We start from the raw sequence: 15381 nt of genomic DNA, 5'->3' as shown, positions 1-15381 counted from the left end.
ATGCGCTGGCTTCCTGCTTTTAAATTTAATCTCACGCCACATCAGCGCAATGTATTGCGTAATGCTTGGCATCGTTTATTTTTATTGTCGGGCTTGTCGTTAGTTTTAATTGCGTTGATATTTAGTGGCTTGCGTTTGATATTGCCTTTTGCAGAACAATATCGTTTAACGATAGAACAAAAAGCGACCCAAAAAACAGGCTATCCCGTTCATATAGAGAGCATTGATGTCGCGTGGACAGGTTTACAGCCTTATATATTGCTGCATGATGTAACTATTGGCGATATAAAAAAACCGATTATACAAACCAAAGAACTAGCGGTTGCTATCGATATTTTTGCTTCTGTCTGGCGTTGGGGTTCGGTGTTTGGTGATATTGTGGTGCATCAAGTAGACGTAAAAATACAACGCAACAAAGCCGGTGAATTTTTTATTCAAGGTATTCCGTTGAACCAATCGGCGGATAAAGAAATAGTTATTCCGACTTTCTTGCGAGGCCGCACCCTGCGCGTGCATTCTGCGCATGTGCAGTATCAAGATGATAAATTAAATAAAAATTATAATTTTCCTGATGTTAGCGGTAGTTTTAAAACGGATGGCAAACAGCATGATGCTTATATGAGCATGGTGTTGCCGCAGCATTTGGGTGAACGGATTGACGTGGGTGTGGAATTACAAGGCATCCCTAAAAATCTAAAAAACCTTCATGGTCGATTTTATATAAATACACAGCAAGTAAATGTAGCGAAAATTATTCAAGATTTAAAGATTTTTCCTGCATTGCAGACGGGGCGCTTGAATGCCCAGTTATGGGGCGAATGGAATGGTGAGTTACGTTCTTTGTCAGGGCATGTTAAGGTTGAAAATGTTTGGTTAGTTCATAAAATTAAAAAAATAGAAAAGAGTTGGCGGGTTAATAAAATAGAAAGTGATATTCGTTGGCAAGCAACTGCTGAGATTATGGATTTAAATTTGGAAAATTTATTCCTAAATCAAGGCGATAGTATTTGGCCGCAAAATGGCTTGCAGTTACGCCTGCATAGAAATACCTTGGGATTGCATAAAGTGGAGCTAGCGTTTGATTTTTTGCGTGCTGAGAATCTATTGAATTTAATGTATTGGTGGCAAGCTACATTGCCTCCTGGATTTGAGGTCGTGCAAAGTTTGCAGCCACGTTTAGATTTAGAAAAAGTACAATTGCAATGGGATAAAGAAGCGGGTTTTCAAGGCAGCGCTGCATTTCATCACTTCGGCATACAAGCGGGTCGTTGGGTGCCGCATTTAGATAATGTAGCGGGTCAATTGTATTTTTATAAAGACAAAGGCTTGGTGAAATTTAGCAGTACGCCGCAGGCATTTAATTATCCAGATTTATTTCGTAGTGCTTGGCCCGTAGAAAAAATAACGGGCGAAATTTATTTGTTGGCTAAAGATACGCAGTTAGAAATTCGCAGTCGTGATTTAGTGTTTAATACGACGGATGCTAAAACCAGGCATTGGCTCGATTTGATTTTAAAAGTAAATCAAACACCTACTATTGATATGTTCTCTTTGATTGAAAAAGGCGATGGCCGTCAAATTGCACGGTATTTGCCCACCACGATTATGGGGCCGAATTTAGTAAAATGGTTGGAGTATGGTGTGCGCCGTGCCGATGTGCGGCAGGCGTGGATGCGTTTAAAAGGTGATCTTGAAAAATTCCCGTTTAAAAAAGGTGAAGGCATTTTCCGAATTGATGCCTGGATTGAAAATATGGAGTTAGCGTATTTGCGCGATTGGCCTGCCGCTAGCGATATGCGTTTGCACCTACGTTTTGAGAATGATGGTTTAGCCGCTGATATTTATGAAGCTAATATTAATAAATTATTGCTGACGGATGTGCGCATGGTGATACCACATTATCATGAGCATAAAGTATTGTTACAGACGCAGGTTAGCAGTGAGCTAGGTGATGCGGTGCGTTATTTACAAGCCACTTCTTTAAAAAATAAATTATGGACCGGCTTTAATCAATTAGAGGCGAAGGGTTGGCAAACTAGTTTATTGTCGATGGAAATTCCGTACGATCCTCAAGTGCTATTTTGGGCGCAAGCATCGACTGATTTACAGGCGGCTGAATTTGATTTTCGTGATGTGGGTGTAAAGTTCAGCGAGCTTACGACTTCGTTTGCTTGGAATCTAGATGGCATTGTAATGCCGCTGACGCAGGTCTTGTTAAATAAGCAAAAAGCGCAGTTGAATATTAGTACCGCACATAAAGACGCTGCGCATCGTGTAAGCGTTAAAGTCGATAGTACGTTGGGCTTGCAAGAGATAGCATTCAAGAAAGCGAATTGGTTGGGATTTGATCGTATTGCTGGACGCACGCCGATGCAATTAGCATTTGGATTTAATATGCAAAAGGGGCCATTGCCGCCATTATTGGAAATGCGTAGCGATTTATTAGGCATTACGAGTGAATTGCCCGCACCCTTTAATAAGTCAGCGGAACAAGCGTGGCCTAGTGAAGTGCAGTTACGTATTGAATCGGGGGGTCGCCTGGTTTTACAAACTAAAATTGCACAACGCATTAACACGTGGATCGGATTTGAATCACGTGATCATATGTTACGGCTTGAGCGCGCTAATATTGTGTTAGGGGATGATGACGTGGTGCAGGCTCCTCCCGTAAATGGTTTACATATTAACGGACAGGTTAGTTATTTGAATGTAGATCAATGGTTGCCCTTATTAATAGAAGCAAAAACGACGACATTGCCTGCGATAAAAACTACCTCTTCGCCCGTATCTTCATCGGCATCTTTAAAATTACCGGTATTGCGCACCGCTAATTTGTCAGTAAATGAATTGGTTTATTTAGGACGCAGGGCTGAGCGCGTGAATGCTAAGCTACAACAAAAGCAGGATCATTGGACAATTGAGCTTGATGCTTTACAAGGTCAAGGTGCGATTGGTTTACCGTTTGATAATTTGCAGCAACGCGGTATTGATTTGGATTTTAAAAACTTTAATGTAGATACGTGGCTGCCTATTGCATCTGTTAAAAATAGTAAAGCGTCTATTGATCCGCGAAATATTCCACCGCTGCGCGTGCGAGTCGGCAAATTAATTTTTAATCGTTGGCAGTTAAATAATGTGTTGATTAATGCGACGCCGCAATTAAATGTCGCAACGAGTAAAACAAATGCGCCAAATACATCAGTGGCGGCTAAACCGGAAGGTTATGTTTTTAATGTTTTACAGGCGAAAGATCCGGCGCTGAATGTAACTGGCAAAGGGCTGTGGTCGATTAATGCACAAGGCCAACATCGTTCTGAATTTGAGTTGCAAATAAACAGTAATAATTTAGGTGTAGGATTAGCGCAATTGGGTTATCAACGCGTGATTGCGGCAGGACACGGGAAAATTGATGCCTCGATTAATTGGCAATCATCACCGCAAAATTACAGCGCGAATCAATTAAATGGTTTTGTCAGTATGCATATAGAAGATGGCGAATTATTGGAACTTGATGCGGGGAATGCGGGCCGAGTATTTGGTTTATTAAGTGTGCAAGCCTTGCCGCGGCGTTTGGCGTTTGATTTCCGCGATGTGTTTGCCGAAGGTTTTAGTTTTGATCGTATTAAAGGTGACTTTAATATTGCTCAAGGCCAAGCGCAGACGACAAACTTTGAACTTAAAGCGCCGGCTGCAAAAATTCAGTTGAAAGGTCGTGTCGGGATTGCGACGCGAGATTATGATCAGCGCGTGACCGTTTTGCCCGACGTATCTAATACCTTGCCGGTGATTGGCACATTAGTCGCTGGGCCTGTGGGTGGCGCCGGCGTTTTGTTGGTAGATCAGGTTGCGAAATTATTAGGTCAAGACAGTGACGAATTAGGACGGCGCACCTATCAATTAAGGGGAAGCTGGGATAATCCTGAGTTAAAACCAGTAGATAATAAATAACGTACACAAACAGGCGCATGATGAAAAAAATAATATATTGGAGCGGTCTATTTTGCTTGCTGATGCAGCAAGCTGTTTTAGCAAGCGAAGAATATACAGTCGCGTGGGATGATTGGGCGCGCCCGCGCAGTGCTGCTTATATTATTGAACTACCCGCCGTAAAAGCCGCGGTGCAGGCATGGACCCTGAATCCACAACAGTTTTTGCAAATCCAATATCCTGGAGGCGAGACTGGCGTATTGTGGTCAGATGAATTAGCGGATTGGTTAACGAGTTTGGGTGTGCCACAAACACAGATTCGACTTTTACCGGGCAGCGCGCGCGCAGATCAGATAATATTGTCTGTGCAGCCCTAACAATAACTCACTTGATGATGGATGTGTTGTGACAAAAATCGCCTGTATTCAAATGGCCTCTGGCCCTAAAGTAGATCCTAATTTACAAACTTGTCGACGGCTTATCGCCGATGCGGTAGCGAAAGGCGCACGCATGGCCGTGTTGCCAGAACATTTTGCGCATATGGGTGTTAATCAAGCAGACAAATTAGATGTCATGGAAAGTTTAGGTCAAGGACCTATTCAAAAATTTTTAGCCGACACGGCGCGCAGTGAAGGTATTTGGTTAGTGGGTGGTGCAATTCCCTTAAAAACCAAAGATCCTAAACATTGTCGTTCATCAGTTTTAGTGTATGACGAGAAAGGTGAGTTGCGCGGCCGCTACGACAAAATGCATATGTTCGACGTGTCATTGCCCAACGGTGAAGAGCGTTATCAAGAATCCGACTTTATCGAAGCGGGTGATGATGTCGTGGTGGTTGACACGCCGATGGGTAAACTTGGTTTAAGCGTTTGTTACGATATTCGTTTTCCGGAAATTTTTCGGCGGCAGATTGAGCAAGGCATGGAAATTTTAGCAGTACCTAGCGCGTTTACTGCGATTACCGGACGTGCGCATTGGTTGCCGCTGTTGCAAGCGCGGGCGATTGAGAATCAATGTTATGTTTTAGCATCAGGCCAAGGTGGTTATCACATGAATGGTCGCGAAACCTATGGCCATAGTATGATTATTGATCCGTGGGGCGCGGTTTTAGGATGTTTGCCAACAGGTTCTGGTCATGTGATGGCGGATGTTGATTTAGCAAAACTGCGCGCCACTCGTGAACGTTTTCCCGCTTTAAAACATCGGCGCTTTGGATTAGCTGGAAAACTGCAGAAATGAGTGAGCAACCGCGCAGTGCTGGTTCTGCTAATACAATAGCACTCGCGCGTGCGCAATTATTAGCGCCGTATGATTTAGACGATCAAGCGTTACAAAAAATCTTAAACGAATTAGCGCATGCGCGAATTGATTTTGGTGATGTTTATTTTCAGCTGAGTCAATCCGAAGGCTGGATGTTAGAAGATGGCATTGTCCGCGAAGGTAGTTATAGCCGTGAACAAGGTGCAGGTTTACGCGCAGTATATGGCGAACAAACTGGTTTTGCATATTCTGAAGATTTACAACTACCCGCTTTACTTGAAGCGGCGCGTACTGCGCGTAACATTGGCAGCGTCGGTCGTTGTGTAACTAAAAAATTACACGCGACTACACCGCATGTTTTATATGATGCGCTCGATCCACTGCAAAGTATTCCTACCCAAGAAAAAATTGCTTTATTAGAACGTGCTGATCGCTTAGCGCGTGCGCAAGATCCGCGTGTCAAACAAGTATTTGTTAGTTTGGCTGCGGTGCACGATATTATGTTAGTGATTAATACAGATGGCACCTTAGCGGCAGATGTTCGCCCACTCGTGCGTTTTAATATTAGCGTGATTGTTGAACAAGGTAAGCGTCGTGAACAAGGCAGCGCGGGCGGCGGCGCACGTACTGGCTTGCAATTATTTGATGCGACGCAAGTGGATGTTTATGTTCAAGACGCAGTGCGCCAAGCATTATTAAACTTAGAAGCCATTGATGCACCTGCCGGTGTGATGCCGGTGGTATTAGGGTCGGGTTGGCCCGGTGTTTTATTACATGAAGCGGTGGGTCATGGTTTAGAAGGTGATTTTAATCGTAAAGGTAGTTCCGCATTTTCCGGTCGTATCGGCGAACAAGTTGCTTCACCTTTATGCACGGTAGTCGATGATGGCACTTTAACGGGTCGACGTGGTTCTTTAAATGTTGATGATGAAGGCACACCGACCCAGCATAATATTTTAATCGAGAACGGTATTTTAAAAGGTTACTTACTCGATAAACACAATGCACGATTGATGGGTAAAAATTCTACCGGTAGTGGACGGCGTGAATCGTATGCGCATTTACCTATGCCGCGTATGACCAATACTTATATGTTAGCCGGACAAGATGATCCACACGATATTATTCGTTCCGTAAAACGGGGTTTATATGCAGTTAATTTTGGTGGTGGCCAAGTCGATATCACCAGTGGCAAATTTGTATTTTCTGCGGCTGAAGCTTATTTAATCGAAGACGGTAAAATTACTGCACCCGTTAAAGGCGCGACGTTAATTGGTAACGGGCCTGAAGTCATGCAAAGTATTTCACGCGTCGGTCATGATTTAAAATTTGATAGCGGTGTGGGCACCTGTGGTAAAGAAGGCCAAAGCGTACCCGTCGGTGTAGGTCAGCCGACCTTAAAAATAGATTCACTTACTGTAGGTGGCACTGCTGCATAATTTATGGCTTCACGATTACTGCAAATACCAGAACGTTTTTCTCCTACGCAACTCGCCGATCATGTTGAATTTGCTTTGCATGAAGCCACACGCTTAGGCGCGACCGCTGCAGAAGCGAGTTTAAGTTTAGGTCAAGGTTTAGGCATTACGGTACGCAAAGGTGAAATTGAAACCTTAGAGCATCATCGTGATCGCGGTTTATCTATCACCGTGTATCAAGGTCAGCGTAAAGGTTCTGCTAGCACATCGGAATTAACGCCTGCAGGTTTACGTGCTACCGTTAACGCAGCATTAGGTATTGCGCGTTATACCGCAGAAGATCCTTATGCGGGTTTAGCACCGGCTGAATTATTAGCGAACAGTATTCTTGATTTGCAATTAGATCATCCTTGGGATTTATCAACGGCGGCCGCCATTCAATTAGCCAAAGAATGTGAAGCAGCTGCGTTGCGTGATCCGCTGATAACGAATTCAGAAGGCGCGTCAGTTAGCATTGGTGAAGCCTTAAGTTTGTACGGCAACACGCATGGATTTTTAGGCGGTTACGCCGGTACGCGCCATAGCATTTCTTGTTCGGTTATTGCGAGTGATGCACAAGGTTTAATGGAACGAGATTATTGGTTTAGTACCGCGCGTTATCCTGCTGCGCTAGAAACTGCAGAAGCCATTGGTTTACAAGCAGCAGCGCGTGCTAAAGCACGTTTAGGTGGACAACGCATTCCCACCGGACAAGTACCGGTGTTATTTGCACCGGAAGCGGCGCGGAGTTTGATTGGTAATTTTCTTGGCGCAATTCGCGGTAGCGCCTTGTATCGACAATCTAGTTTTTTAGTGGATAGCCTCGGCAAAAATATTTTTCCGACGTTTGTTAAAATTCATGAGCAACCGCATTTATTAAAAGCGTTAGGCAGTGCGCCGTTTGATTCTGAAGGTGTTGCTACCCAAGCACGGACTTTTGTTGAGCAAGGTATTTTGCAATCCTATGTATTAAACAGTTATAGCGCACGACGTTTAGGCTTGATAACGACCGCCAATGCCGGCGGCGTGCGCAATTTACAGGTTGAATCTACCGGACATTCATTCACGGATTTGTTACGTGTGATGAACACCGGTTTGTTGGTCACAGAATTAATGGGACAAGGTGTAAATTTAGTCACGGGTGATTATTCGCGTGGCGCCGCAGGGTTTTGGATTGAAAACGGCGAGATCGCATATCCCGTACAAGAAATTACGATTGCTGGACAGTTACCGCTAATGTTTCAAAATATTGAAGCTATTGGTAACGACATTGATCGGCGTAGTAATGTGTGCACCGGTTCTATTTTGTTAAAAAGCATGATGATAGCCGGTGAATAGTTTTATTTTTAAAAATTGACTGATCCGATCAGCCCGAGAAATACTAAGGAGAAATACTAATGGTACGTTTTAAATTAACTATCACTGCAATAATTTTAGCTAGTTTGTCGTTATTCGCCATCCAAGCACAAGCCGCAGTTAACGTTGGCTTGCAAGTAGGTGCGCGTGAAGATAACTTTGATTGGAATATCGCCGCGCCTTATGGTTATGAGCCGAATGTCTTATCAGAATTAACGTGGAGTAATTTAGAAATTACCGAATTACGGCTTGATACACAATTTGTTGCGCCTATTGGTGTGGCAGTTTATGGCACGCTCGGTTATGGCACGATCACTAGTGGCCAAAATCAAGATTCGGATTATGACTTCGATGATCGTCGTGGTGAATATTCTCGGTCCAATAATAATGCGAGCGATGGCGATACCTTAGATATGCGAATCGGTGCGGGTTATCAATTTAAAATAGGTCGGCATGTGAGCTTGATACCTTTAGCGGGTGTTGAATATCGCGAATTAAATTTAGTCATGACCGATGGTTTCCAAACTATTCCTGCGTATGGTCCTTTTGATGGCCTTAATTCCACCTATAATTCTGAGTGGAAGGGCTTGTGGGTAGGCGCGCGCGCGAATGTCGATTTGCGGCGTGTACGTTTTAATGCCGAATTTTTGTTACGCACGGGTGATTATTATGGCTACGCAAACTGGAATTTACGTAGCGACTTTAGTCATCCTAAAAGTTTTGATCATGATTCCGCTTATCTTGGATATGAATTAAATGGCGGCGCTGAAGTAATGTTAGTGGAGCATTTATATTTGACGACCAATCTTATGTGGGCTAGCAGTGAAATTCTCGAAGGCACCGACACGATTTATGCAGCGGATGGTAATGAATATTCTACTGATTTAAATGGTGGACAGTGGGATCAATTAGCATTTCGTTTAGGCTTACGTGCAGCTTTTTAAGTATGACGACGTATAGGTAAGTTAATTAATCATAATTTATTACCCTGCATAAAGGTGTATCTATGGCTTGGTCAAAAAAAGGTCTTTTATTAACGCTGCTAACATTGTTGTCTGGCGTTGCAAATGCGGCTGCAGAATTACCTGCATTAAATTTAACCACGCATTGGGTTGGTTATCTTTGTTTGGCTATTTTTGTGTTTGCGTATGCTTTGGTTATCATGGAAGAGCATTTGCATTTGCGCAAATCAAAACCTGTAGTAGTGGCAGCCGGTATTATTTGGGCGTTGGTTGCCGGGGTGTTAGTGCAGTCAGGTGACACGCACAGTGCAGGGCAATTTGTTAGACATAATTTATTAGAATATGGTGAATTGTTTTTATTTTTGTTGGCAGCGATGACTTATATTAACACCATGGATGAACGTGGTGTATTTAGAGCATTACGTGTGTGGTTGGTATCCCGCGGATTTTCTTTGCGTCAATTATTTTGGATTACCGGTATTTTGGCGTTTTTCATTTCAGGCGTTGCAGATAATTTAACGACGGCCTTATTAATGTCGGCCGTAGTACTAACGCTGGCGGCTGATAATAAAAAGTTTATTGTAGTGGCTTGTATCAATGTCGTGGTAGCCGCAAATGCAGGTGGAGCCTTTAGTCCCTTTGGTGATATTACGACCTTAATGGTATGGCAAAAAGGCGTGCTTAAATTCCATGAATTTTTTGTTTTGTTTTTGCCTTCTTTAGTCAACTGGTTTGTACCCGCAATTATTATGAGTTTCACTGTAGGCAAAGAAAAACCGCCTGCACAAAATATGAACGCCGATGTGCGTAAAGGCGCTTGGACGGTGGTTGCTTTATTTGTTTTAACCATTATTTTGGCAGTATGTGGACATAACTTCTTACATCTGCCACCAGTGCTAGGCATGATGACCGGTTTAGGGTTGTTAAAATTTTATGGCTATTATCTAAAACGTTGTGATATGCGAATTGCCAACGATCATTATTTAGGTGAAAAAGCCTTATCAGTACCCGGTCAACCGGCTTCTCAATTTAATATTTTTCAATCCATGGAACGTGTTGAGTGGGACACGCTGATGTTTTTTTACGGCATCATTTTGTGTGTGGGCGGCTTGGGTGCATTAGGTTATCTGGGAGTCATGTCGCATATGATGTACGGTCAATTAGGCGCAACTCAGGCAAATATATTGGTCGGTATTATTTCAGCCGTGGTTGATAATATTCCTGTGATGTTCGCGGTGTTAACGATGTTGCCTGATATGAGTCATGGTCAATGGTTGTTGGTAACACTGACTGCGGGTGTTGGCGGTTCTTTATTATCAATTGGTTCAGCTGCGGGTGTTGCCGTGATGGGGCAAGCTCGTGGCACTTATACATTTTTTGCACACCTTAAATGGACATGGGCAATTGCGTTAGGGTATGCCGCGAGTATTGCTTGTCATTTTTGGCTGAATGCAAAATATTTTTAATCAATGATGCGCTTATAGATATTCATATGAAAAAAATAATACGTACCGTTTTTGGGTCGGCACTCTTGTTGATTTTAACCGCGTGCGGCAGTCAAAGTGTTTTGTACGAAGGTCAACGCGCATGGAGCGCAGAGACTTTACGCGCAGGTGGCATGGTTATCGTTGGCGTAGTAGCTAACAGTGGCATGAATATTAAGGAAGATCGCGAAGGGCATGCCACTATGTTGTATAAGGCGTATCAAACGCAGCGACCAGAATATCGCTATGTTGCGTATCGCGACGCTCGCTTAGCGATCGGTAGTAGTGTGCACACACAGATGTTGGATAGCTTTGCTTTTCAAGGCACTGCTAGCAGCGGTATGTTGCGCATGGCTAAAGAAAAGTTACCCATTCGCTATTGGCTATTTGCAAATATTGAGGGTCAATGGATAACTCAAGATGTTGCTGAAAAAAACAAAAAAACGACGTTTACGACCACGCGCCAAATAGCGGTAAAAATTGTGGTTTATGATGCGCAGTTAAGTGGTCGTGTTGCTAGCGGTTGGTCTTTGGCTGATGCAGCAAGCGCCTCGCAGGTAACTGATCAACCTGCAGCTAACTTGAAACAAAATGATCAATATCCAGAAAATTTATTTCCATCACCGCCCAGTGAAACCATTCTGTTGCAAAACATATTTGCTAAATTAGCGCAGCGTTTGCCCTTGTCTAAATAAATTGTGTTGCAGAATTTAGAGCTGAGTTTTAAGCAATAACTCAAAACCATTATTACTCCAGTGTTTTTGTTCTTCTTGGATATCCGCCAAGGTCAACGGATGTTCTTGCAACCATTTTTCTGCAATCGACAATGTTATCCCTTGTAAATGCGCGCTGATTTTTAAGTCAGGTAAAAAATTATCTAATCGATTGCGATGTAGTAGCACGGATATACGCAGTATTAATAATAATTTTAATAAAATAGGCCGCTCTACGCTGGAGATTTCTTTGAAGTACTCAGCACGAATTTTTCGACGATGCGCATTGACGAGTAGCGCTAAATATTTTTGTTCGCGTATCGAAAATCCCGGCATATCAGAATGGCGTAATAAATAAGCGCCATGGCGATGATAACCGCTGTGCGCCACGGCCAAACCGATTTCATGTAACTGCGCCGCCCAATCTAGGTAATCCGCTAGTTCTTTATTATCGTTACTCAATAACCAATTGATTTGAGCTTGTTGATAAAAAGATCGCGCGGTTTTTTGCACACGTTGCGCATGGGTTTTATCAATTGCATAACGTTGTACAAAATGTTGAATGGTAGTATTGCGCACATCATTTTGGCGTTGCCGACCGAGCAATTCATGTAATACGCCTTCGCGTAATGCGCTGTTAGAATATTCCATGTGTTCAATATTTAAAGCATCAAATGCAGCAGTTAAAATAGCTAAACCACCAAAAAACACCGGCCGGCGATCAGCGCTTAAGTTCGGCAATCTGTCGTCTTTGGCTAGCAGTTGATGCAATTTTTTAAGTCCACTGGCAGTAATACCGTGCTCGCTGAGTTTAAGTTGCAACAAGGTATCTTCAATGCTGCGAATGCTGCCTGAAGAACCTAATACATGTTGCCAGCCTAATGCACGAAAAGAAATTTCAATGGGTTCTAGTTCTTGACGTGCAGCGGTAATCGCTTGTTGCATACGTTTATGCGAATAACCGGCGTCAAAAAACCGGCGCGTAAAATTAACGCAGCCCATGTATAAACTTTCAAGCGTACGCGGGGTTGGACCTTCACCAATAATAAATTCGGTACTGCCGCCACCGATATCAATGACTAAGTTGCGGCGTTCAGGTAAGGGATGATCTTGATAAACACCGGCATAAATTAACCGTGCTTCTTCAATACCAGAAATAATGTCAATTCGATGGCCTAACGTTTTTTCTGCTAATGCCACAAAGTCTTCGGCTTGATGAGCTTGGCGCAGTGCATTAGTACCGACGACGCGTATACCATCATGTTTAATATTTTGTAAGCGTTGCGCGAAACGCGCTAAACATTCTAAGGCACGTTTTTGTGTGACGGTATCGAGCGTGTGTTCAGCAGTCACGCCGGCGGCGAGCCGAACACTTTCCTTTAAGCTATCGATTACGGTAAGCTGGCCATCATGAGACCGTGTGACGGTCATGTGAAAGCTATTGGAACCTAGATCCACTACTACGATTAATTTGGTTTTATCAAACATTTAGTATCCAATGCATTACTTATATTAAAGAGTTATTGTTTTATTATGCCAGAGCGAGCACAAAAAACCCTTTGTCTTATTAGGCATGCCGAAGCGGTAGAGGCCAGTGTTGATATTCAGCGTAATTTGAGTGCGACCGGACAAGAGAGCATGGCGGCGCTAAACACATGGTTCGCCGCACGTAGTCAAGCGATAGATTATGTTTTGTGTTCGTCATCGATACGCACTCGCCAAACGTGCGCAGCGTTGTTGGCTGGATTTAGCGATATTAACGTGGATTATCGTGCAGACTTGTATTTAGCTAATACAGATCATTTGATAAAAAGCTTACAAGGTTTACCCGCCGCCGCGCATCATGTGATTTTAATTGGTCATAATCCCGGCTTGAGCGATCTTGCCAATGTGTTAGTAAATAAGAGCATGCCTGCATTACCAACGGCGGGTGCAGTTATTTTTCAATTTCAAGGCGCGTGGCCAAATTTATCCGCAGGCGCCGCGTATTTAATCGAGCGCTATACGCCTTGACGTTTGCGACGTTTTTTTGAGAGACCTTTGTTGCTTTTAGCCAAACGAGTTTTTCCGCGTTTTTGGGCAAGCTCGATAAATAATTCCTGACAACCTTTTGTTTCAGCGTCTTTAGGTTGGCGTTGCAGATAATGCCCATCTGCTTGCATCTCCCAGACATTACGCTGATCCGCTAAATTAATATCTAAGATCGTTCGTAAATGTTGAGACAAATGTTCAGGTTCTACCGGCGTTACTACTTCAACGCGTCGTTCTAAATTGCGCATCATTAGATCGGCAGAACCAATATAGTATTCTTCTTGACCATTATTATAAAAATAATAAATCCGCGCGTGTTCTAAAAATCTTCCAACAATACTGATGACATGAATATTATCTGAAATGTCTTTAATCCCAGGACGCAGACGACACGTATCACGCACGATTAACTGCACTGTCACGCCAGCTTGTGAGGCTTGATACAAGGCCTTACAAATATCAATATCTTCCAGCGCATTCATTTTGAATTGAATGGCGGTTTTTTTGCCTTCTTTGGCATGCGCGATTTCGCGATTAATCTTTTTTATTAAATTTTGTTTTAATAAAGTAGGCGCGGGTAATAATTTTCGGTAATCGCGTTTTGGCGTATAACCCGTGGTTAAAAAATTAAATAATTCGCTGACATCATGCGCAATATCCGTATCGCATGTTAATAAACCCACGTCCGTATATAAACGTGCGGTGCCCGCATGGTAATTACCCGTGCCGATGTGCATGTAACGGCGCAAACCTTCTTCCTCTTGGCGTACAACTAAAATAACTTTTGCATGAGTTTTGAGTCCGACCACGCCATAGGTTACGTGGATGCCGGCTTCTTCTAAACTGTTCGCCCAATGAATATTGGCGGCTTCATCAAAGCGCGCTTTTAATTCCATCACTACCGCAACTTGTTTGCCGTTACGCGCGGCGTCAATTAGATATTCAATAATTTTAGTGTCTTTTGACGTGCGATAAATCGTCATCTTAATCGCGCGTACGGCCGGGTCATGGCGCGCTTCTTTCACTAAGCGTTCTACTGATGTGGCAAAACTATCGTAAGGATGATGTAAAAAAATGCCATTGTTTTCGCGAATAGCAGTAAAAATAGATTGATGCGCGCTGAGCAAGGGATGATCTAAAGGATGATGCGGCGTGTCATGTAAATCAGGGCGTTCAATCCCAACCAGCTCCCATAAATCGCGCAAGGCCATCATGTGTTCAGTGTCATAAACATCTTGTTGCTGCAAACCTAATTCGTTAATCAGGAATTGACGTCGTTGTGTGTCCATATTGTGCTCTACAACAATACGTACAATCGGTGCAAATTTGCGATCACGTAATTCGGATTCGATCAATTCTAATAAATCATCGGCATTGGATTCATCACGTTCCGTGTTGGAATTTCGAGTGACGTGAAAACACTCGTAAGCCAGCACTTCCATGCCTGGAAATAAAATATCTAAATTGTTGCCAATAATGTCTTCAAGACGCACGTATTCAACGTAGTTTTGTTGTCTATCTTCTTTTTCTAAAGCGATGAAACGATGAATGCCATTTCCAATCGGTACTTTAACGCGAGCTAATAAAGCTTGTTGGTTTTTTGGATGACGCAGAGTCACCAATAAATTTAACGATAAATTTGAAATAAAAGGGAACGGATGTGCAGGATCAATTGATTGCGGCGTTACTAAGGGGAAAATATTATGAATGTAATAGTCTCGTAATAATGCGCATTTCGATTTTTTTAAATCTTGATAATTCAAAATGCGAATACCCGCATTATGCAAGTCATTAAGAATTTTGGGTAATAATTGAGATTTGCGGGCTTCCAGTGCGCGTACATGTTCAGCGCATTCATCAATTTGTTGTTGCGGATTACGACCGTCAAGGGTGAGCTCTTGTACGCCGGCGCCGACTTGTTCTTTTAAGCCGCCAATGCGTTTCATAAAAAATTCGTCTAGATTAGAACTTACGATGGCGATAAATTTTAATTTTTCCAACAACGGATTGCTGGCAATTTCTGCTTCATGCAAAACACGTTCGTTAAAGCGTAACCACGTCAGTTCGCGATTAAGATATAAAGACGGATCATCTAAGTGAACAGGATCTAAGCTTGCATTGGGCATAAAAGAATCCGCTGGCATTGCCATAAAAACAACTCGGGGTAATAGGGATAGAGGCTACTTTGTAA

At 43.0% G+C, this 15381-nt stretch carries 11 protein-coding genes; 9 read left to right on the top strand and 2 right to left on the bottom strand.

The window, feature by feature from the left end; genetic code table 11:
- From H0W44_08790 to H0W44_08755, 8 genes are all read left to right on the top strand, one after another.
- Positions 1–3948, top strand: coding sequence for a TIGR02099 family protein (locus H0W44_08790; protein MBA3582530.1), 3948 nt, complete (start codon positions 1–3; stop codon positions 3946–3948).
- 20 nt (positions 3949–3968) lie between these two features.
- Positions 3969–4304, top strand: coding sequence for a hypothetical protein (locus tag H0W44_08785; protein ID MBA3582529.1), 336 nt, complete (start codon positions 3969–3971; stop codon positions 4302–4304).
- A 28-nt stretch (positions 4305–4332) separates the two neighbouring features.
- Complete coding sequence (locus H0W44_08780; GenBank protein MBA3582528.1) at positions 4333–5166, top strand: carbon-nitrogen hydrolase family protein; 834 nt, start codon at positions 4333–4335, stop codon at positions 5164–5166.
- Positions 5163–6626 (top strand): metalloprotease TldD, encoded by a 1464-nt coding sequence (gene tldD, locus H0W44_08775; GenBank protein ID MBA3582527.1) that lies wholly within the window; start codon positions 5163–5165, stop codon positions 6624–6626. The genes H0W44_08780 and tldD overlap by 4 nt, the downstream gene beginning before the upstream one ends.
- Before the next feature lie 3 nt (positions 6627–6629).
- Positions 6630–7982: a metalloprotease PmbA gene (gene pmbA, locus H0W44_08770; GenBank protein MBA3582526.1), complete on the top strand. Its 1353-nt coding sequence runs from the start codon at positions 6630–6632 to the stop codon at positions 7980–7982.
- Positions 7983–8041: 59 nt separating this feature from the next.
- Positions 8042–8944, top strand: coding sequence for an autotransporter domain-containing protein (locus H0W44_08765; GenBank protein MBA3582525.1), 903 nt, complete (start codon positions 8042–8044; stop codon positions 8942–8944).
- A gap of 62 nt (positions 8945–9006) precedes the next feature.
- On the top strand, positions 9007–10428 hold the full coding sequence (gene nhaD, locus H0W44_08760) for a sodium:proton antiporter NhaD (protein MBA3582524.1): 1422 nt from the start codon (positions 9007–9009) through the stop codon (positions 10426–10428).
- A gap of 26 nt (positions 10429–10454) precedes the next feature.
- A complete protein-coding gene (locus H0W44_08755) occupies positions 10455–11141 on the top strand; it encodes a hypothetical protein (protein ID MBA3582523.1) in 687 nt (228 codons plus the stop codon).
- Between the two features lie 15 nt (positions 11142–11156).
- Here H0W44_08755 and H0W44_08750 read toward each other — a convergent pair whose 3' ends face one another.
- Entirely contained in the window at positions 11157–12647 is a 1491-nt protein-coding gene (locus H0W44_08750; protein MBA3582522.1) for a Ppx/GppA family phosphatase, read from the bottom strand.
- A 45-nt stretch (positions 12648–12692) separates the two neighbouring features.
- Between H0W44_08750 and H0W44_08745 the strand changes: the two genes are divergently transcribed.
- The gene (locus tag H0W44_08745; GenBank protein ID MBA3582521.1) at positions 12693–13172 is read left to right on the top strand and encodes a histidine phosphatase family protein; all 480 of its coding nucleotides are present in this window, start codon (positions 12693–12695) and stop codon (positions 13170–13172) included.
- Here H0W44_08745 and ppk1 read toward each other — a convergent pair.
- Complete coding sequence (gene ppk1 / locus H0W44_08740; GenBank protein MBA3582520.1) at positions 13160–15340, bottom strand: polyphosphate kinase 1; 2181 nt, start codon at positions 15338–15340, stop codon at positions 13160–13162. The genes H0W44_08745 and ppk1 overlap by 13 nt on opposite strands.
- Positions 15341–15381: the final 41 nt, after the last annotated feature.

The organism is Gammaproteobacteria bacterium (genome assembly GCA_013817245.1).
GTDB lineage: Bacteria > Pseudomonadota > Gammaproteobacteria > HTCC5015 > HTCC5015 > JACDDA01.
Note: the sequence above shows the minus strand (reverse complement) of the source record. Positions and strands in the feature narration are given on the sequence as shown.

Bases quoted from the DNA above. Each gene is read 5' to 3' on its own strand.
- H0W44_08790 (MBA3582530.1), top strand. From the start codon at position 1: ATGCGCTGGCTTCCTGCTTTTAAATTTAATCTCACGCCACATCAGCGC.
- H0W44_08785 (MBA3582529.1), top strand. From the start codon at position 3,969: ATGAAAAAAATAATATATTGGAGCGGTCTATTTTGCTTGCTGATGCAG.
- tldD (MBA3582527.1), top strand. From the start codon at position 5,163: ATGAGTGAGCAACCGCGCAGTGCTGGTTCTGCTAATACAATAGCACTC.
- pmbA (MBA3582526.1), top strand. From the start codon at position 6,630: ATGGCTTCACGATTACTGCAAATACCAGAACGTTTTTCTCCTACGCAA.
- H0W44_08765 (MBA3582525.1), top strand. From the start codon at position 8,042: ATGGTACGTTTTAAATTAACTATCACTGCAATAATTTTAGCTAGTTTG.
- nhaD (MBA3582524.1), top strand. From the start codon at position 9,007: ATGGCTTGGTCAAAAAAAGGTCTTTTATTAACGCTGCTAACATTGTTG.
- H0W44_08755 (MBA3582523.1), top strand. From the start codon at position 10,455: ATGAAAAAAATAATACGTACCGTTTTTGGGTCGGCACTCTTGTTGATT.
- H0W44_08750 (MBA3582522.1), bottom strand. From the start codon at position 12,647: ATGTTTGATAAAACCAAATTAATCGTAGTAGTGGATCTAGGTTCCAAT.
- H0W44_08745 (MBA3582521.1), top strand. From the start codon at position 12,693: ATGCCAGAGCGAGCACAAAAAACCCTTTGTCTTATTAGGCATGCCGAA.
- ppk1 (MBA3582520.1), bottom strand. From the start codon at position 15,340: ATGGCAATGCCAGCGGATTCTTTTATGCCCAATGCAAGCTTAGATCCT.